The following is a 17,316-nucleotide window of genomic DNA, read 5'->3' as shown; positions in this document are numbered from 1 at the left end:
TCGACACCGGCGGCCACCGCCCGGACGCGGCCCATGCTGGTCGTGGCGACCGACCGGACCGGGGCCGACCTGGCCGTGCTGACGCCGCACGGCGAGGAGCCGGTCGAGACGGTGGCGGGCGAGACCCAGATCGGTGCCACCAGGGCGGCGCTCGTCACCGGCGCCGACGTGGTCAGTGTTCCCACGCACCTCGCCGATCAGGTCCTTGACGGTATCGGCGCGGTACTGCGCTACGCGTGACGTCGCGCTACGCGTGACGCGCGAGGTCTATCGGTGCGAGTGCGGACGGGCAACCAGTACCGGGCAGTGTGCGTGGTGCACCAGCGTCTGGCTGACCGAGCCGAGCAGCAGCCCGGTGAAGCCGCCTCGGCCCCGGGAGCCGGCCACGACCAGGCTGGCCTTGCGGCTGGCCTCCACCATCACGGCATCGGCCTCGACGCCTTCCATCGGACGTTCCTCGACCGGCAGCTGCGGATGCCGACCACGCACCGCGGAGACCGCGGCGCTGAGCAACTCGGCCGCGTCCTGCCGGGCCCCGTCCCCGCCGTCGGCGCCGTCGCGCATCGGGCTCGGCCACCACACGTGCAGGACGGCCAGGCCGGTGCCCCGGCTGGCGGCCTCGTCGGCGGCGACGTGCAGGGCGTGATCCGCGTGCGCCGAGCCGTCGATGCCGACGAGCACCGGACCGTCCGTGTCGATCGGTGCGTCGGGTGGGCGTACGACCAGCACCGGACAGTGTGCGTGGCCGGCGACCTGCGAGCTGACCGAACCGAGCAGCAGCCCGGCGAAACCACCATGCCCGCGACTGCCCACCACGACGAGTTCGGCGTGCCGGGACTCCTCGATCAGCGTGGGTGCCCCGCCGGCGGCCACCTGCCGGGTCTGCACCACCAGCCCCGGCTCGGCGGCCTGCAGCTGGGCCGCCGTCTCGACCAGCATCCGCTCGCCCTCCTCGTTGGGACCGGGCAGCTCACCGTCGTACGGATTGATCGGAATCCCGTACCCGAACGCGTGCAGATAGCCGTGCACCAGCACCAGCGGGCTGCCGTGCCGGGCCGCCGCCTGGGCCGCGTGCCGGGCCGCGCACAGGCTCGCCGGCGATCCGTCCACCCCCGCGATGACCGGGTCAGTCATGTTTCCTCCAGGACCGTGTCGATCACGTCGGCCGGATCCCGACGTGGCGTCGGTTGACCGGGCTGACCGTATCCGATCCTGATGACCATTTGGGGGGATCCGAACCGCCCGAGTGCGAGTCGGAGCTGCTCGCGTGCCTGCGGCACCTCGATCGGCTGGGACAGCATCGACGCGGCCAGGCCGGCGTCGGTGACCGTCAGGAGCACCCGCTGCAGTGCCTGGCCGGCGGTGAGCTGGTCGCCGACGGTGTTTCCGGCGGCGCCGAGCACCGCGACCAGCGGCTCGGTCTCGAAGTCGCGCCCCGGCGCCCGGTGCCAGTCACCGAACGGGCGCTGTGGCAACAGGTCGTGCGGCTCGGCGACCGGACCACCGGCAGCGGCCGGGACACCATCCGACGCCGGGCCGTGCCGGGTCCACCGCGCGATCTCGGCCTGGTAGGCGGGATCGCGGTCGAGCACCCGGTTGGCGCTCATCGCGATCTCGGCGACCGCGCCGACCGCCGTGGAACCGATGACGAGTTCCAGCCAGCCACCCTCGGCACGAGCCGCTTCGATCAGCCGGTGACGGGCAGCGGCCGGCACCGGGTCCGGCCGGAACGGCAGCCGGTTGCTGTAGCGGCGGGGGATCGCCGCGTGCAGGCGTGACTCGGTCGGGGTGGCGGCCCGTGGCGCAAGCGGCACCAGCCGGGCCATCAGCGCCGGGTCGGTCGGTTCCGGCCGCAGCTGTACCCGCGCCGGCGTGCCGGCCACGGCCAACGCGAGCCGAAGGTTGAACAGGGCGGCGCCACAGCTGATCCGGGCGGCCCACATGGTCGGGTCACAGGCGTCCAGCATCCGGTCGGGATCGAGGCGTAGCTCGATGGCGCCGTCGGCGAGCCGGAACCGCCATGGCTGGCTGTTGTGCAGCGACGGGGCGCGGACCGCCGTCGCGACTGCCGGGTACAGCTGCGCCATGCTGAACGTCGTGGTCAACATGTTTCCACGGTGTGCCATTGGCAATGGTGCCCGGCAGGGTCGGACGTCCCGAATCCGCGGGCCGCCCGCCCCGCCCGGCCCACCCGCGCGGGACTTTGGTCCCTGGCATCACCGTCCGCAACGGGGTACAAACATGGGATGATCCGCGTCTTTCTGCTCGACGACCACGAAGTCGTCCGCCGTGGCCTGGCCGACCTGCTGCAGAGCAGCGGCGACATCGAGGTGATCGGCGAGTCCGGGTCCGCCCAGGAGGCGGCCCGGCGCATCCCGGCGCTGCGGCCGGACGTGGCGATCCTGGACGCCCGGTTGCCCGATGGTAACGGCATCGACGTCTGTCGGGACGTACGCGCCGTCGACTCGTCGATCAACGGGCTCATCCTCACCTCGTACGAGGACGACGAGGCGCTGTTCGCGGCGATCATGGCCGGTGCCGCCGGCTACGTGCTCAAGCAGATCCGGGGCACCGACCTGGTGGACGCGGTGCGCCGGGTGGCGGCCGGCCAGTCGCTGCTCGATCCGGCGGTGACCCGTCGGGTGCTGGAGCGGATCCGCAGCGGTGTGGAGGAGCCGCACGAGCTGAAGTCGCTCACCGAGCAGGAGCGACGGATTCTGGAGTACGTCGCCGAAGGACTGACCAACCGGGAGATCGCCGGCAAGATGTTTCTGGCCGAGAAGACCGTCAAGAACTACGTCTCCAGCCTGCTGGCCAAGCTGGGCCTGGAGCGGCGGACCCAGGCCGCCGTGCTCGCCACCCGCCTGCTCGGCCCGCGCCACTGACATCGGTCCCGGCCAACGGGCCGGCCAGGTCAGTCCCGCAGCGGAACGGTCCAGGTCAGCACCGTGCCGCCCGGCACGCCAGCGGTGACCTCGAACCGTCCGCCGTGCTGCTCGGCCCGCTCGCGCATGTTGACCAGCCCGCCGCGGGCGTCGGCCGCGTCGGCGCCGACGCCGTCGTCGGTGACCGACAACGTCAACCGTCCGTCCAGCGTCTCCACCCGTACGCCGACCCGGGTCGCGCGTGCGTGCCGGACCACGTTCGACAGCGCCTCCCGCAGCACCGCCAGCAGATCGGGGCGGACCGGATCGGGTACCGCGCTGTCCACCGGACCGACCAGTTCGAGCTCGGGACGGAAACCGAGCCCGTCCGCCGCCAGGTCGACCGCTTCCCGCACATCGGTACGCAGCGCGGCGCTCATCGGCGTACGCAGTTCGAAGATGGCCCGCCGAATGTCCCGGATGGTGGAGTCCAGGTCGTCCACGGCGGCGTTGATCCGCTTGCCGATCTCCGGCCGGCCACTGAGCGGCATGGCGCTCTGCAGCTGCAGCCCGGTGGCGAACAACCGCTGGATCACCACGTCATGCAGGTCACGGGCGATGCGCTCGCGATCTTCCAGCACCACCAGCAGTTCGCGTTCCTCCTGCGCCCGGGCCCGTTCGATGGCCAGTGCGGCCTGGCCGGCGAAGCTCGCCAGCAGCGGCACGTCGCCGTCGGTCGGCCCGTTGGCGTCCGGCCGGTGCGCCACCACCAGCACTCCGTGCAGCGTCTCGGCGACCCGTAGCGGGGCGATCACGGCCGGCCCGGAGGTGACCGGCACCGGCCAGGACGCCGCCTTGGCGAGGCTTTCCACCATGATGTGCTCGCCGCTGGCCACCGCGTCGGCGAAGCTCGTCTCGACGGTCGCCAGCACCGCGCCGACCAGGCCGGACCGCGTCTGCTGGCCGGTGTCGACCACCTCGACGGTGAACTGTCCCGCGTCGTCGTCGTTGACCAGGACCAACACCAGCTCCGCCTCGGCCACCTCCCGGGCCCGCCGGGCGACCAGGGCCAGCGCGTCGGTACGACGGACCGTGCCGAGCAGCACGCCGGTGATCTCGGCGGTGGCGGCCAGCCACCGCTCCCGCCGGTTCGCCAGTTCGTACAGCCGGGCGTTCTCGATGGCGACACCGGCCGCGGCGGCCAGCGCCACCACGATCTCCTCGTCGTCTTCGGTGAACTCCGTGGCGCCCTGCTTCTCGGCCAGGTACAGGTTGCCGAAGACCTGGTCGCGGATGCGCACCGGGACACCGAGGAAGCTGTGCATCGGCGGGTGGTTCGGCGGGAAGCCGTACGAGCGGGGATGCCGGGTGATGTCCGGCATGCGCACCGGCGCCGGGTCGTCGATGAGCAGCCCGAGCACTCCCCGGCCATGGGGCAGGTCGCCGATCGCGGCGTGCACCGCCTCGTCGATGCCGTGGGTGATGAAATCGGTCAGCTGCCGGTCCGGCCCGATCACGCCGAGCGCGCCGTACCGGGCTCCGGCCAGGCCGCAGGCGGCCTCGACGATGCGCCGCAGGGTGCTGTGCAGGTCGAGGTCGGTGCTGATGCCGACCACCGCGTCCAGCAGCGCCCGCAGCCGCTCCCGACTGGTCACCACCTCACCGACCCGGTCGAGCATCTCGTGCAGCAACTGGTCCAGACGCACCCGCGACAACGGCGACAAGCCGAGCGAGGGGGCGTCCCGGTGTTCCTCCGGCAGGGGGTTCGGCGCGGCCACGCCACCGATGCTAAACCAACCGACTCGCCGCTGATCAGCCACGACCGGGCCGGCGGCGTCGGCTCACCCGTCCGCGCGGGGGCGGACGATCACCAGCGGGCAGCGGCTCTGGTAGAGCAACGCGTTGCTGACCGAGCCGAGCAGCAACCCGGCGAAGCCGCCCCGCCCACGCGCGCCGACCACCAGCAGTTGCCCGTCGGCGGACTCCTCGGCCAGCACCTTGGTGGCCCGCCCCTGGGTGGTCAGCCGTCGGACGGACAGGTCGGGGTAGCGCTGTCGCAGGCCGGCCACCGACTCGGCCAGCAGCGCGTCCTCCTCGGCCTGCAGCGCGTCGACGTCGTACACGAGTGGCTGCATGTCGCCGGGGCCGATCGACGGCGGATGGGTCCAGGTGTGCACGGCGAGCAGTTCGACGCCGCGTAGGCTGGCCGCCGCCGCGGCGTAGTCGACCGCCTGCCGGGACAGCTCCGATCCGTCGACACCGACGATCACCGGTCCGTCGTCGGGCCTGCCTTCGCCCCGGACCACCGCCACCGGGCAGGGCGCATGGGTGGCCACCTGGGAGGCGACCGAGCCGATCAGCGCTCCGGAGATCCGGCCGAAACCCCGATCGCCCAGGACGACCAGGGCGGCCGTGCGGGACTGCGCCAGCAGCACCGGCGCGGGCGCGCCGTCGATGACCTCGGCGGTGATCGCCACCTCGGGCGCGGCCTTGCCCGCGGCGTCGGCCGCCTCGTCGACGATTTCGCGGGTGTAGCGCCGGATGTCGTCCGCCGGTGGGACGGCCGGTGCCAGCCCCATCGGCACCTGCATCGCCGGCCAGGTGAGAGCGTGCACGATCCGCAACGGCCGGTGCCGCAGCGCCGCCTCCCGGGCGGCGAACCGGGTCGCGCGCAGCGCCGACTCGGAGCCGTCGACGCCGACCAGGACAGGATGCAGGGTGTTCACGGTGCCTCCTCAGGGTTCGGTCGCACGCACCTCGCTGGTGTCGACCACCTGCGTGGCCGGCATTCGCGGCGTGTGCGGCGGACCTGCGTGGTCCGGGCTGGCGATGCCCAGCCGCAGCACCAGGTACGGGTATCCAAGATCGGCGAGAACACGCCGCAACGTCTGGCGGGTGCTGGTGACCTCGACCGCGCCGCTCAGCGGCACCACCGACACGCCGAGCTCGGTGGCGGTCAGCCAGGCCGCCGACAGGGCCTCACCAGCGGCCAGCCAGGAGGCCGGTTCGTCGTCGTCGCCGAACAGCAGCGCGTACACGGCGGCCCGGTCGTGCCCGGCGCCGACCGGCAGGGTGCCCGCCCGTCCGAAGTCACGCCCGGGGACGGTGGTCTGTGCCACCCGCTCGGGCAGCACCTCCTCGGGCAGCCCGGTGCCGGCCGGCGCGGCCAGCCCGGTCCAGTAGTCCAACTCGCCCCGGATCTGTGGATCCTCCGACTCCAGTTCCTCGGCCCGGCTGGCCGCCGCGGCGAGCAGCATGACCTGGTCGGACGAGAGGATCTGCATCCGTACGGCCGTGCCGGCGGCGGCGGTGATCGCGGTCACCGCCGCGACCGGCAGCGGTTCGTCACTGACCGGCCGGCGATCGGTATGCCGGACCTGCATCGCCTGCACCAGCCGCATGGTCTCGGGTTGCACCGGGGTCCGCCCGGTCGGTCGCAACACCGCCAGTAGTTGCCTGTCGTCCGGCTCCGGCAGTCGGGCGACGTCGGCGGTCCAGCCCTGCGCGGCGAGCGCGATCCGGGCGTGGTGCAGCGCGGTGCCGCAGCTGAGCACGAGGAGTCTGCCGTCCGGGTCGGTTGCCGGCAGCTGGCGCCCCCGGTCGGCGTGCAGTTCCAGCCGGTCCGGCCGTACCCGCCACCGCCACGGCTGGGTGTTGTGCACCGACGGCGCGTAGCCGGCCGCGGCGGCGGCCTCGGCCAGCGCGGCTGCCAGCGGTCGCTCGATCTCGGTCCCGGTCGTAGCGTCGTCCATCTGGTGTCCCTTTCCGCATCAGGCCTGCTCCGCGGCTGCCTGCTCGACCGGCAACCGGGTGCGGGAATCCGGACCCCGACCGCCTCGGTTCCCGCTCCGGGACAGATGTAACACCAGTGCGGGCAGCACCGCGACGGCGGCACAGGCGGCTAGCTCGGCGAAGCTCAGCGCTTCGGTGCCGAGCAACGCCTGCAGCGGCCCGAGATAGACACCGGCGAGCTGGCCCAGACCGGCCGCCGCAACCGCGCCGAGCAGGGCCGGATTGCCCGGCCGCCACCAGCGGCCGGCGGCCGGGCGCCGGGCCCGCACGGCCAGCGCGACCGCGAGCTGCGCCAGGCCGAGAGTGACGAAGACCATCGTCTGCCAGGGCCGGCCGGCGTGGTACGCGGCGACGCCGACGGCCAGCGTGACCGTGGTTATCAGCGCGCCGGTGGTGAGCACCCCGGCGAGCAGTCCGGCGCCGAGCACCGACTCGGTCGGTGGCCGGGGCGGCCGGCGCAACACGTCCGGCTCGGCCGGCTCGGCACCCAACGCCACTCCCGGTACGCCGTGGGTGAGCAGGTTGATCCAGAGGATCTGGGCCGGCAGCAGCGGCAGGGCCAGGCCGAACAGCGGTCCGAGCAGCATCACCGCGAGTTCGGCCACGCCGCCGGCGAGCGCGTAGCGCAGGAACCGGCGGATGTTGTCGTAGATGCGCCGGCCCTCGGCGACGGCGGCGGCCACGGTGCCCAGGTTGTCGTCCACCAGCACCAGGTCGGCGGCCTGCCGGGCGACGTCGGTGCCGCTGCCCATCGCGACACCGATGTCCGCCCGGCGCAGTGCCGGCCCGTCGTTGACCCCGTCGCCGGTCATCGCCACCACGTGACCCTGCCGCTGCAGCGCGGCGACCACGTCCAGCTTCTGCTCCGGCTGGATGCGGGCGAAGACCCGGGCCGGTTGCGCCGGGTCCGGGTCGGTGGCCACCGGGTCGCCGGGGGAGTAGATGCCCAGCCGGGTGCCGACCGCCGCGGCGGTACCCGGATGGTCGCCGGTGACCAGCAGCAACCGTAGCCCGGCGGTGTCGAACGTGCCGGCGACGGCGGATGCGTCGGGCCGCACCGGGTCGCCGATGCCGAGCAGGCCGAGCGGACGCAGCCCGGCGGGTCGGGCCGCGTCCGGCGCCGTGGCGGTGACCGTGGCCGCGACGGCGAGCGTTCGCAGCCCACGGCCGGCGAGTGTGGCGGCCCGCCTCGCCCAGTCCGCCAACTCCTGCCCGTCCGCGGTGGTGACCTCCGCGGTGAGGACCGTCTCCGGGGCGCCCTTGCAGATCACCAGGTACCGGCCGTCGCAGGTGCGGTGCACCGTGGTCATCCGCCGGTTCGCCTGATCGAACGGGTGTTCCGCGATCCGTGGCCAGGCCTGCCGGACCCGCGTCGGGTCGAGCGCGGCGCGGGCGGCGAAGGCGACCAGCGCGGCCTCCAGCGGATCGCCGACGGCGGCCCAGTCGTCCTGCCCGGTCCTGGGCGCGACCAGGTCGGCGTCGTTGCACAGCAGGGCGGCTCGGGCCAGCTGCCGCAGGTCCTCGTCGGTGCCCGGGTCGGCTGTGCCGGCCACGCCCGCCACGCCCGGCGGTTCGGCCGTCTCCGCCGCCAGCGGGGTGATCCGTCCCCGCGGCTGGTATCCGGTGCCGTGCACCGCGTACTCGCCGGAGCGGGTCGACACCTGCTGCACGGCCATCCGCCCCTCGGTGATCGTGCCGGTCTTGTCGGCGGCGACGACGGTCACCGAGCCGAGGGTCTCCACCGCGTGCAGCCGACGCGGCACGGCACGTACCCGGGCCATCCGGTGTGCGCCGAGCGCGAGCGCGAGCGTGACGACCGCCGGCAGCGACTCCGGCACGGCGGCGACCACCAGGCTGACGGCGGTGATCGCCAGTTCGGTGACGGGCTGCCCACCGCCGAGACCGATCAGGAACACCAGACCGGACAGGGCGACCGCGGTCACGCCGAGCATCCGGCCCAGCCCGGCCAGCCGGCGTTGCAGCGGCGTCGGGCCGGGCCGGGTGCCCCGGGTGAGCGCGGCGACCCGACCGAGCGCGCTGCCGCCCCCCGTCCTGGACACCAGGCCGGTGGCCCGGCCGGCGACCACGACCGTCCCGGCGTGGGCCGGCTCGCCGTCGCTGCGGCGTACCGGCACCGACTCACCGGTCAGCGTGGACTCGTCGCACTGCAGTCGGTAACTGTCGGTGAGCGTCAGGTCGGCCGGCACCACGTCACCCGCGGTGACCTTGACCAGGTCACCGGGGACGAGTTGCGCGGCCGGGACCACCCGGTCGACGCCGTCACGCACCACCCTGGCGGTCGGGGCGGCCAACCGGTCCAGCGCGGCGATCGCCCGGTCCGCCCGGACCTCCTGCACCACCCCGATACTGGTGTTGACCAGGACGACGAGCAGGATCACCACCGTGTTCGGATGGTCGCCGAGCACGGTGGTGACCACTGCGGCGGCGAGCAGCAGCGCGACCAGCGGATCGGTCAGCTGGCGGCCGACCCGCCGGAGCAGGCCGACCTTCGCCGGCCCGCTCGGCACACTGTTCGGTCCGTACCGATCCAGCCGACGGGCCACCTCGGCGGCGTCCAGGCCGCCCGGGCCGGTCGGCGGTCCGGCCGGCGCGGAGGTACCGGCCGGCGCCTGATCGGCCCGGGCGTCGTTTCCGGTCCGGCCGGGGCCTGCGGACCGGGCGTCCCGTGCGGCTGCGGCCAGGCGCGCGGTCACCGGCCAGCACCCACCGGCGCCGAGGACATCGGCGCGGAGGACATCGGGGTGGAGGACATCGGGGTGGAGTAGGTCGGGGCGGGGCGCATCGCGGTGATCAACTCGGCCAGCGGGCGGCGCGGCACCGGTGGGCTCAGCGGGCCGTAACCGACGCGGATGATCGCCTGCGCCAGCCGCCGGTCACCGCCACCGCCGAGCATCGCTCGTAGATCGGCGAACTCCATCGGCTGGGTCAGCAGGGTCGTGGCCAACCCGCGTACGGTGGCGGTGAGCAGCACCCGCTGCAGTGCCTGGCCGGTGCGCAGCCAGTCCCGAGGCGAGTCGCCGCGGCCGTAGAGGATCGCCAGCACGGGTTCGTTCTCGAACGCGGCGACCCGCCGGCGCCGGGCCGGCCAGACCAGCCCGAAGTCGCGGATCGGCACCGTGCGCGGCACCGGCCACGGCCCGAACGCCTGCGGCGGTACGCCGTCGAGCCGCCCCGGCCGATCCCGGGTCCACCGCTCCAGCTCCGCCCAGTACGCCGGATCGGTCCGCCGCCGGTCCTCGGCACGGCCGATCAGCTCCACCACCGACCCGCGTAGCAACGGGTCGACGACGGCCAGGTCGCCGTGCTCGGTGCGGGCCGCGACGGCCAGTTCGTCGAGCACCTCCGGCGGGACCGGCAGGTCGGCGAACGGGCGACGGTTGGTGCGCCGGTGGGCGATCGAGCGAGCCAACAGCCGTACCGTGTCGTCCGCCTCGATCGCCGAGCCGACCACCACCCGGGCGAGCAGATCCGGCTCGCCGGGATCAGGCAACAGCCGCAGCATCGGCACCCGGCCGTGTGCCAGCATCGCCACCCGCAGGTTGAACACGGCGGCGCCGACGCTGATGACCAGTTCCCGTCCGTTCGGGTCGATCAGGTCCACCTGCCGGTCCCGGTCGGCGAGGACGTCCACCCCGTCCGGGTGCGGCCGGAACCGCCACGGCTGACTGTTGTGCACCGACGGCGCGGCCCCGGCGGCCTGCAGACAGGCCGCCATCAGCGGGCCAGGTCCGCCGTTCCAGATCCATCCGGCGTTCATCGCCGCCACCACCCTCCGGGACTGGACTGCTCACCCAGCCCTCACTCTCGTCGGTCGGCCGCTCGGGGGGCAGAGGCGTTGCGCCGATCATGGCCAGGCCGGGGGGCCTGGAATCGTGGGACCTCTGGCCCTGTCGCCGCGCCCGCGTCGAGGGCTGCGATAGAGATGTCGATTCCATCCGGCTGGTGACCGCAGGAGGGGCGAGATGATCCGTACGATCGATTTGCTCGACGTCCATCCGTTCCTGGCCGGGCTGCCTCGACCGTGGCTGGAACGGTTGTCCTACCAGGCCCGCCCCAGCGTGCGGCACGGCGGCCAACGGATCTTCCACGAGGCCCGCACGGCGGACCGGTTCTGGTTGGTGCGTTCCGGGCAGGTCGCCCTGGACATTCACGTGCCCGGCCGTGGGGACATCGACATCGAGACCATCTCGGCCGGCAGCGTGCTCGGCTGGTCCTGGTTGTTCGAGCCGTACCAGTGGCAGTTCGGCGCGGTGGCGGTCGAACGTACGCTGCTGATCGAGTTCGACGCGGCCGGAACCCGGCGACTGATCGGCCAGGACGACGCGCTCGGCCGGGAGTTGACCACCCGGTTCATGCAGGTGGTCGTCGACCGGCTGCACGCGGCCCGGACCCGACTGATGGAGCTGTACGGCTACCCGCGTCAGCCGGGACCCGCCGACCAGATGACCGGTGGGTAATCGGACCCGGTGTGCGAGCCGTCGGCGCGGCGGCTTCGTTGGATGCGTGTCTGCCTAGCTGGGGAGCTCAGGGCGCGGCGCAGCATGATGCGCGGCTTCGACGGCCGCCGACGTGGTGGTCGACGTCGGCGCGCATCTATTCATTCTTCACGGGCGGACCGGCCTGACTCCCGGTCCGCCCGCTGCGCGGTGTGCCTCGGCTGGCTGCCACGACGTCGAGGGGAGACAGATGAAGACCGAGTACGCCGCCCGGCGGTTACCCGTGGTCGTGATCGGTGCCGGCCCGGTGGGCCTGGCCGCCGCCGCCCACCTCACCGGACACGAGGTCCCGCCGCTGGTCCTGGAAGCCGGTGCCGCGGCCGGTGCCGCGATCGGCGACTGGCGACACGTACGGCTGTTCAGCCGGTGGGGGGACAACATCGATCCGGCCGCCGGCCGGCTGCTCGACGCGGCCGGTTGGGCCCCGCCCGACCCACACCACCGACCGACCGGCGCTGAGCTGGTCCAGGAGTACCTGCTGCCGTTGGCGCGGGTGCCCGCGCTGGCCGGCCGGATCCGCTACCGCGCCCGCGTCGTCGGCATCGGCCGGTACGGGATGGACCGGCTGGGTGGCACCGGCCGGGCGGGGACACCGTTCGTGGTGCGGCTGATGGACGGCACCGAACTGCTGGCCAGGGCGATCGTCGATGCCTCCGGGACCTGGCACAACCCGAACCATCTCGGTGGGGAAGGGCTCCCCGCGATCGGCGAGGCCGAGGCGGCGGCGTACCTCGATTTCAGTCTGCCCGACGTGCTCGGCGCCGGCCGACCGGTGCACGCCGGCCGGCACACCGTCGTCGTCGGGGCCGGCCACTCGGCTGCCAACATACTGCTCGATCTGGTGGAACTCGCCGCCCGGCAGCCCGGCACCAGGATCACCTGGGTGGTGCGCCGGGTCGGCGTCGACCCGGTCTTCGCCCCGGACGCCCCCGACGCGTTGCCAGCACGCGGGGCGATCGGCACCCGACTGCGCCAACTCGTCGAATCCGGCGCGGTGGCCCTGCACACCGGATTCGTCACCGGCCGGGTGGACGTGCTCGCCAGCCAGGTCCGGTTGACCGCCCGTGACGGGCGGGCCGTGGTCGCCGACCGGGTCGTCGTGGCCACCGGCTTCCGGGCCGATCACCGCATCGCGGCGCAACTGCGGCTCGATCTCGATCCGGTGCTGGGCACCAGCCGCGGACTTGCCCCCCTGATCGACCCGGATCTGACCCGGCGGTTGCCGGCCCCACCGCACGGCGTCGCCGAGTTGCGACACCCCGAACCCGGCTACTTCGTGGCCGGGATCAAGAGTTACGGGCAGGCGTCGGCGTTCCTGATGGCCACCGGCTACCGACAGGTGCGCACCATCGCCGCGCATCTCGCCGGTTCGTCCGCCGCCGGTTGGTACGGCACCGGTTGGTACGGCACCGGTTGGTACGGCACCGGCCACCGCTTCCGCCGGCCGCCCCGATGGCACCCGGTCCATCCGGACGGACCCGTGCCGGTGGCCCAGCCGGACGAGACCGTGTCCGCGACACCGTACGCGAATCAGTAGACCGTCAGTCCCCGCTCGCGGAACTGGCCGCGTACCCGGTCGAGCAACGCCGTATCCGGCGGCTCGGTGTCCGCCAGCGGGAACTCCAGTCCCAGCTCGGCGTACTTGTGCGCGCCGAGCCGGTGGAACGGCAGCACGTCGACGCGCGCCACCGTGGCCAACCCGGCGGCTATCTCGGCCACCCCGGCGACGTTGTCGGGAGCGTCGGTCAGGCCGGGGACGAGCACGAAGCGGATCCACATCGGCGTACCACGGTCGGCCAGCCGCTGTGCGAACCGCAGCGTCGGCCCGAGCCGGCCGGTGCGGGTGACCCGGCGATAGGTCGCCGGATCCGACGACTTGACGTCCAACAGCACCAGGTCGGCGGCGTCGAGCAGGGCGTCGTCGGCGCGGGTGCCGAGGAATCCCGAGGTGTCCAGCGCGGTGTGCAGGCCGGCGGCCCGGCAGCGGCGCAGTACCTCGCGGACGAAGTCCGGCTGCATCAGCGGTTCCCCGCCGCTGAGCGTCACGCCGCCGCCGGCCACCGAGATGAACCGCTGGTAGCGCAGTATCCACGCCATCATCTCGTCCACCGTGGTCGCGGTTCCGCTGCGCCGGAACCAGGTGTCCGGGCTGTGGCAGAACCGGCAGCGTAACGGGCAGCCGGCCAGGAAGGCCACGAACCGGGTGCCGGGACCGTCCACCCCGACCGACACATCGTAGGAGTGGACGGCGCCGGTGATCGCGGCTGCCGTCGCGGGGTGCCCCGGTGCCGCGCCCGCGTGGGCGCGGCACCGGGGGAGGGCGGCGGTCATCTCACAGCCCGGTGTGGAAGGTACGGGAGATAACGTCCCGTTGCTGTTCGGTGGTGAGCCGGACGAAGTTCACCGCGTACCCGCTGACCCGGATGGTCAGCTGCGGGTAGCGCTCCGGGTGCACCATCGCGTCTTCCAGGGTCGCCCGGTCGAGCACGTTGACGTTGAGGTGGAAGCCACCGGCGTCGGTGTACCCGTCCAGCACCCCGACCAGGTTGGTCACCCGCTCGACCGGGCTGCGGCCCAACCCGTCCGGGGTGACCGTGGTGGTCAACGAGATACCGTCGCGGGCGCAGTCGTAGGGCAGCTTCGCCACCGACATCGCCGCCGCGATCAGCCCGTGCCGGTCCCGACCGTTCATCGGGTTGGCGCCCGGGGCGAACGGCTCGCCGGCCCGCCGGCCGTCCGGGGTGTGCCCGGTGTGCTTGCCGTACACCACGTTGGAGGTGATCGTCAGCACCGACAGGCTGTGCTCGGCACCCCGGTAGGCGCTCTGCCGACGCAGCTTCGCCATGAACGTCTCGACCAGCCACACGGCGATCCCGTCGGCCCGGTCGTCGTTGTTGCCGAAGGCCGGGAAGTCGCCCTCCACCGCGTAGTCCACGGCCAGCCCGGTGGCGTCGCGCAGCACCTTGACCCGGCCGTACCGGATCGCCGACAGGCTGTCGGCGGCCACCGACAGGCCGGCGATGCCGCAGGCCAGGAAGCGGTGCACGGGGTAGTCGTGCAGCGCCATCTCCAGCCGCTCGTAGGCGTACTTGTCGTGCATGTGGTGGATCACGTTGAGCGCGGTGACGTAGGTCGCGGCCAGCCAGTCCATCGTCTTGTCGAAGGCCGCGAGGACCTCGTCGTAGTCGAGGTACTCGCCGCCGACCGGCTCGGACACCGGGGCGACCTGTTCGCCGCTGATCTCGTCACGGCCGCCGTTGATCGCGTACAGCAGCGCCTTGGCCAGGTTGGCCCGGGCCCCGAAGAACTGCATGTCCCGGCCGAGGCGCATGGCCGACACGCAACAGGCGATCGCGGTGTCGTCGTCGTACCAGGACCGCAGCGTGTCGTCGTTCTCGTACTGGATGGCGCTGGTGTCCAGCGACACCTGGGCGCAGAACCGTTTGAACCCGGCGGGTAGCGAGGGCGACCAGAGCACGGTCAGGTTCGGCTCCGGTGCCGGGCCGAGGTTGTACAGCGTCTGCAGGTAACGGAAGGTGGTCCGGGTGACCAGGGTCCGTCCGTCCGCGCCGGTGCCGCCGAGTGCCTCGGTCACCCAGGTGGGGTCGCCGGAGAACAGCTGGTCGTACTCGGGGGTGCGGAGGAACCGGATGATCCGCAGCTTGATCACGAAGTCGTCGACCAGTTCCTGGGCGGCCATCTCGGTCAGCCGACCCTCGGCGAGGTCACGCTGCAGGTAGACGTCGAGGAAGGTGGCGGTCCGTCCGAGCGACATCGCCGCGCCGTTCTGTTCCTTGGTGGCGGCCAGGTACGCGAAGTACAGCCACTGGATCGCTTCCCGTCCGTCAGCGGCGGGGCGGCTGATGTCGAAGCCGTACGACGCGGCCATCTGAGCCAGTTCGCCGAGGGCGCGGATCTGTTCGGCCAGTTCCTCCCGGTCGCGGATCACCTCGTCGGTGGAGGGCAGCAGGTCGAGCGTGGCCCGGTGCGCCTTGCGCTCGGCGACCAGCCGGTCCACCCCGTACAGCGCGACCCGCCGGTAGTCGCCGATGATCCGGCCCCGGCCGTAGGCGTCGGGCAGCCCGGTGACGATGTGCGAGCGGCGGGCCGCCAGCACGTCGGCCGGGTAGGCGTCGAACACCGCGTCGTTGTGGGTCTTGCGGTACTGCGAGAAGACCCGGTGCACCTGCGGGTCGGCGGCGTAGCCGTACGCCGCGAGGGCGTTCTCCACCATGCGCAGCCCGCCGTTGGGCATGATCGCCCGGCGTAGCGGGGCGTCGGTCTGCAACCCGACGATCAGCTCCCGCTCCCGGTCGAGGTAGCCGGGAGCATGCGAGGTGATCGTCGACGGAATCGCCGGGTCGACGTCGTAGATGCCGCGGCGGCGCTCCTCGACGAACATCGCCCGCAGCCGGTCCCAGACCTGCCGGGTCCGGTCGGTCGCTCCGGCGAGGAACCCGGCGTCACCTGTGTACGGGGTGTAGTTGTCCTGGACGAACGCGGCGACATCGATCGTGTCGCGCCACCGCCGTCCCTGGAAGGTCCGCCACGCGTCGCGGGTCTGCGGGTCGCGGATCTGTTCGGTCGTCACGTCAGTCTCCATCTGGTTCGGGCGCTGCCGCTTCAGACGGCCGCGCCGAGCGCGACGCGTTCGGCCCCGGTGGTCGCGGGTCCGGTGGTCGTGGGTCCGCAGGCCGTCGGACTACCGTCCGGGCTACTGTCGGCGGGGATAACCACCAGCCGGGCCGCGCTGCCGCGCAGGGCCCGCTGAGCTGCCAGCTTGTCGAGTAGCACGGCGGCCAGTGGCACCGGCTGCGGCCGGCTGGCACCGATCACCAGCAGGTCGGCGCCGTTGCCGGCGTGGCAGAGCGCGACCTCGGGCTCGGCGAAGACGATCTCCCGCACGACCAGGGGGAGCGGATGCAGGCCGCTACCGGCGGCGGCGATCGCGTCACGCTGCATTCGGTGCAGCCGCCGCCGGCCGCTGGGCAGGGCGCCGACGGCGCGGGCCACCGCCCGGTCGGCGTCCGGCCAGGCGGTGACCACCAGTACGGTGGCGTGCCATACGCTGGCCAGGCGTACCGCCCAGGTCAGCGCGACGTGCGCGGCAGGGGAGCGGTCGAGTCCGACGGCGATCCGGGGCTGGCGCTCGTCCATCGTGTACTCCTCCGCTCCCTTGCCGAGGCCCCCGCCAGTGGTGCGTTCAGTGGTGCGTGATGAATTCTCTGATCACCGCCACCGGGCAGTGGCTGTGGTGCAGCAGCTGCTGCGACACCGAGCCGAGCAGCAGCCCGGTGAAGCCGCCGCGGCCCCGGGAACCGACGACGACCAGGCCGGCCGTGCGGGAGGCATCGACCAGGACCCGGCCCGGGCTGTCGCCGACCGCCTCTGCGGTCATCGCGACCTGCGGGTACTTCTCCCGCCACGGCCCGAGCACGTCGTCGACCAGCGCCCGTTCGGCCGCCGCGATCTCGCGGGTGTCGAACGGCGGTAGCTGCCACTGCTGGGCGGGCGGGCTCCAGGCCCGCAGCACCCGTAGCGGCACACCACGGCTCGCCGCCTGCTCGACCGCGAACCGCAGGGCAAGCAGGGATTCGTCGGATCCGTCCACCCCGACGACCACCGGCATGGTGCCGGTGGCGTCACCGGCACCACCAGTGGTGCCGACATCCGCGTCGTCCCCACGGACCACCACGACCGGGCAGTGCGCGTGGGCGGACACCGCGACGCTGGTCGAGCCGAGCAGCAGGTCGGCGAAGCCGCCGTGCCCCCGGTTGCCGACCACCAGTAGGGTGGCGCCACGGGAACGTTCCCGTAGTCGCACCGCCGCCGGCCCGTCGAGCAGCACAGCCGAGACGTCAGCCGGTGGGTGCGCCTCGGCGGCCTCGGCGGCGGCGACCCGGACCATGGCCTCGGCGTCGCGGCGTGCCTCGGCGTTCGGCCAGCCGGCCGGTCCGGGAACGATCGGCCCGGCCCCGCCGGACCAGTCGAACGCGTACGCCAGCAGCACCGGGGTCGCGGTACGGATGCCCTCGGCCACGGCCCATTCGACGGCGGCGTCGGCACTGGCCGAGCCGTCGTATCCGACGAGGATCAGGCCACGGCCCTCGTTGCCGTCGCCGGACGATTTGGTCATTTCGCTC

Annotated in this window: 15 protein-coding genes; 4 read left to right on the top strand and 11 right to left on the bottom strand. The window is 73.2% G+C overall.

Annotated features, from left to right (window positions below; all coding sequences use genetic code 11):
- Positions 1–42: 42 nt before the first annotated feature.
- On the top strand, positions 43–240 hold the full coding sequence (locus tag ACN27F_RS06410; RefSeq protein ID WP_421431680.1) for a hypothetical protein: 198 nt from the start codon (positions 43–45) through the stop codon (positions 238–240).
- A 27-nt stretch (positions 241–267) separates the two neighbouring features.
- On the opposite strand, the gene ACN27F_RS06405 is transcribed toward ACN27F_RS06410, so the two are convergent.
- The gene (locus ACN27F_RS06405) at positions 268–1,134 is read right to left on the bottom strand and encodes a universal stress protein (protein ID WP_421431679.1); all 867 of its coding nucleotides are present in this window, start codon (positions 1,132–1,134) and stop codon (positions 268–270) included.
- On the bottom strand, positions 1,131–2,108 hold the full coding sequence (locus ACN27F_RS06400) for an Acg family FMN-binding oxidoreductase (RefSeq protein WP_421431678.1): 978 nt from the start codon (positions 2,106–2,108) through the stop codon (positions 1,131–1,133). Before ACN27F_RS06400 ends, ACN27F_RS06405 begins: the two co-directional genes overlap by 4 nt.
- A 138-nt stretch (positions 2,109–2,246) precedes the next feature.
- Between ACN27F_RS06400 and ACN27F_RS06395 the strand changes: the two genes are divergently transcribed.
- A complete protein-coding gene (locus tag ACN27F_RS06395; RefSeq protein WP_123600861.1) occupies positions 2,247–2,885 on the top strand; it encodes a response regulator in 639 nt (212 codons plus the stop codon).
- A gap of 29 nt (positions 2,886–2,914) precedes the next feature.
- On the opposite strand, the gene ACN27F_RS06390 is transcribed toward ACN27F_RS06395, so the two are convergent.
- The 5 genes from ACN27F_RS06390 to ACN27F_RS06370 form a co-directional block, all read right to left on the bottom strand.
- A complete protein-coding gene (locus ACN27F_RS06390) occupies positions 2,915–4,588 on the bottom strand; it encodes a GAF domain-containing protein (protein ID WP_421440008.1) in 1,674 nt (557 codons plus the stop codon).
- Between the two features lie 117 nt (positions 4,589–4,705).
- Positions 4,706–5,590 (bottom strand): universal stress protein, encoded by an 885-nt coding sequence (locus tag ACN27F_RS06385; protein WP_421431677.1) that lies wholly within the window; start codon positions 5,588–5,590, stop codon positions 4,706–4,708.
- A gap of 9 nt (positions 5,591–5,599) precedes the next feature.
- Positions 5,600–6,616: an Acg family FMN-binding oxidoreductase gene (locus ACN27F_RS06380; protein ID WP_421431676.1), complete on the bottom strand. Its 1,017-nt coding sequence runs from the start codon at positions 6,614–6,616 to the stop codon at positions 5,600–5,602.
- A gap of 18 nt (positions 6,617–6,634) precedes the next feature.
- Positions 6,635–9,370 carry a cation-translocating P-type ATPase gene (locus ACN27F_RS06375; protein WP_421431675.1) on the bottom strand — a complete coding sequence of 912 codons (2,736 nt, stop codon included), beginning with the start codon at positions 9,368–9,370 and terminating at the stop codon, positions 6,635–6,637.
- Positions 9,367–10,434, bottom strand: a complete 1,068-nt coding sequence (locus ACN27F_RS06370) for an Acg family FMN-binding oxidoreductase (protein ID WP_421431674.1) — start codon at positions 10,432–10,434, stop codon at positions 9,367–9,369. The genes ACN27F_RS06375 and ACN27F_RS06370 overlap by 4 nt, the downstream gene beginning before the upstream one ends.
- A 205-nt stretch (positions 10,435–10,639) precedes the next feature.
- Here ACN27F_RS06370 and ACN27F_RS06365 point away from each other — a divergent pair, with 205 nt between their 5' ends.
- Both ACN27F_RS06365 and ACN27F_RS06360 read left to right on the top strand, forming a co-directional pair.
- The gene (locus ACN27F_RS06365; protein WP_421431673.1) at positions 10,640–11,134 is read left to right on the top strand and encodes a cyclic nucleotide-binding domain-containing protein; all 495 of its coding nucleotides are present in this window, start codon (positions 10,640–10,642) and stop codon (positions 11,132–11,134) included.
- A 229-nt stretch (positions 11,135–11,363) separates the two neighbouring features.
- Positions 11,364–12,710: an NAD(P)-binding domain-containing protein gene (locus ACN27F_RS06360; protein WP_421431672.1), complete on the top strand. Its 1,347-nt coding sequence runs from the start codon at positions 11,364–11,366 to the stop codon at positions 12,708–12,710.
- On the opposite strand, the gene pflA is transcribed toward ACN27F_RS06360, so the two are convergent.
- From pflA to ACN27F_RS06340, 4 genes are read right to left on the bottom strand one after another with little or no spacing between them, the layout of a single operon-like run.
- Complete coding sequence (gene pflA / locus ACN27F_RS06355) at positions 12,704–13,504, bottom strand: pyruvate formate-lyase-activating protein (protein WP_421431671.1); 801 nt, start codon at positions 13,502–13,504, stop codon at positions 12,704–12,706. The two genes, ACN27F_RS06360 and pflA, sit on opposite strands and share 7 nt — an antisense overlap.
- A gap of 1 nt (position 13,505) precedes the next feature.
- Complete coding sequence (gene pflB, locus ACN27F_RS06350; protein ID WP_421440006.1) at positions 13,506–15,749, bottom strand: formate C-acetyltransferase; 2,244 nt, start codon at positions 15,747–15,749, stop codon at positions 13,506–13,508.
- 47 nt (positions 15,750–15,796) lie between these two features.
- Positions 15,797–16,330, bottom strand: a complete 534-nt coding sequence (locus ACN27F_RS06345) for a universal stress protein (protein WP_421431670.1) — start codon at positions 16,328–16,330, stop codon at positions 15,797–15,799.
- A 46-nt stretch (positions 16,331–16,376) separates the two neighbouring features.
- On the bottom strand, positions 16,377–17,309 hold the full coding sequence (locus ACN27F_RS06340) for a universal stress protein (protein ID WP_421431669.1): 933 nt from the start codon (positions 17,307–17,309) through the stop codon (positions 16,377–16,379).
- Positions 17,310–17,316 lie beyond the last annotated feature (7 nt).

It is taken from the genome of Solwaraspora sp. WMMB335 (assembly GCF_049179075.1).
GTDB lineage: Bacteria > Actinomycetota > Actinomycetes > Mycobacteriales > Micromonosporaceae > Micromonospora_E.
This window is presented reverse-complemented; position numbering and strand designations above follow the sequence as displayed.

Coding starts and splice junctions, on each gene's coding strand:
- ACN27F_RS06405 (WP_421431679.1), bottom strand. CDS start 1,134: ATGACTGACCCGGTCATCGCGGGGGTGGACGGATCGCCGGCGAGCCTG.
- ACN27F_RS06365 (WP_421431673.1), top strand. CDS start 10,640: ATGATCCGTACGATCGATTTGCTCGACGTCCATCCGTTCCTGGCCGGG.
- ACN27F_RS06380 (WP_421431676.1), bottom strand. CDS start 6,616: ATGGACGACGCTACGACCGGGACCGAGATCGAGCGACCGCTGGCAGCC.
- ACN27F_RS06340 (WP_421431669.1), bottom strand. CDS start 17,309: ATGACCAAATCGTCCGGCGACGGCAACGAGGGCCGTGGCCTGATCCTC.
- ACN27F_RS06345 (WP_421431670.1), bottom strand. CDS start 16,330: ATGGACGAGCGCCAGCCCCGGATCGCCGTCGGACTCGACCGCTCCCCT.
- ACN27F_RS06395 (WP_123600861.1), top strand. CDS start 2,247: ATGATCCGCGTCTTTCTGCTCGACGACCACGAAGTCGTCCGCCGTGGC.
- ACN27F_RS06400 (WP_421431678.1), bottom strand. CDS start 2,108: ATGTTGACCACGACGTTCAGCATGGCGCAGCTGTACCCGGCAGTCGCG.
- ACN27F_RS06370 (WP_421431674.1), bottom strand. CDS start 10,434: ATGAACGCCGGATGGATCTGGAACGGCGGACCTGGCCCGCTGATGGCG.
- pflA (WP_421431671.1), bottom strand. CDS start 13,504: ATGACCGCCGCCCTCCCCCGGTGCCGCGCCCACGCGGGCGCGGCACCG.
- ACN27F_RS06360 (WP_421431672.1), top strand. CDS start 11,364: ATGAAGACCGAGTACGCCGCCCGGCGGTTACCCGTGGTCGTGATCGGT.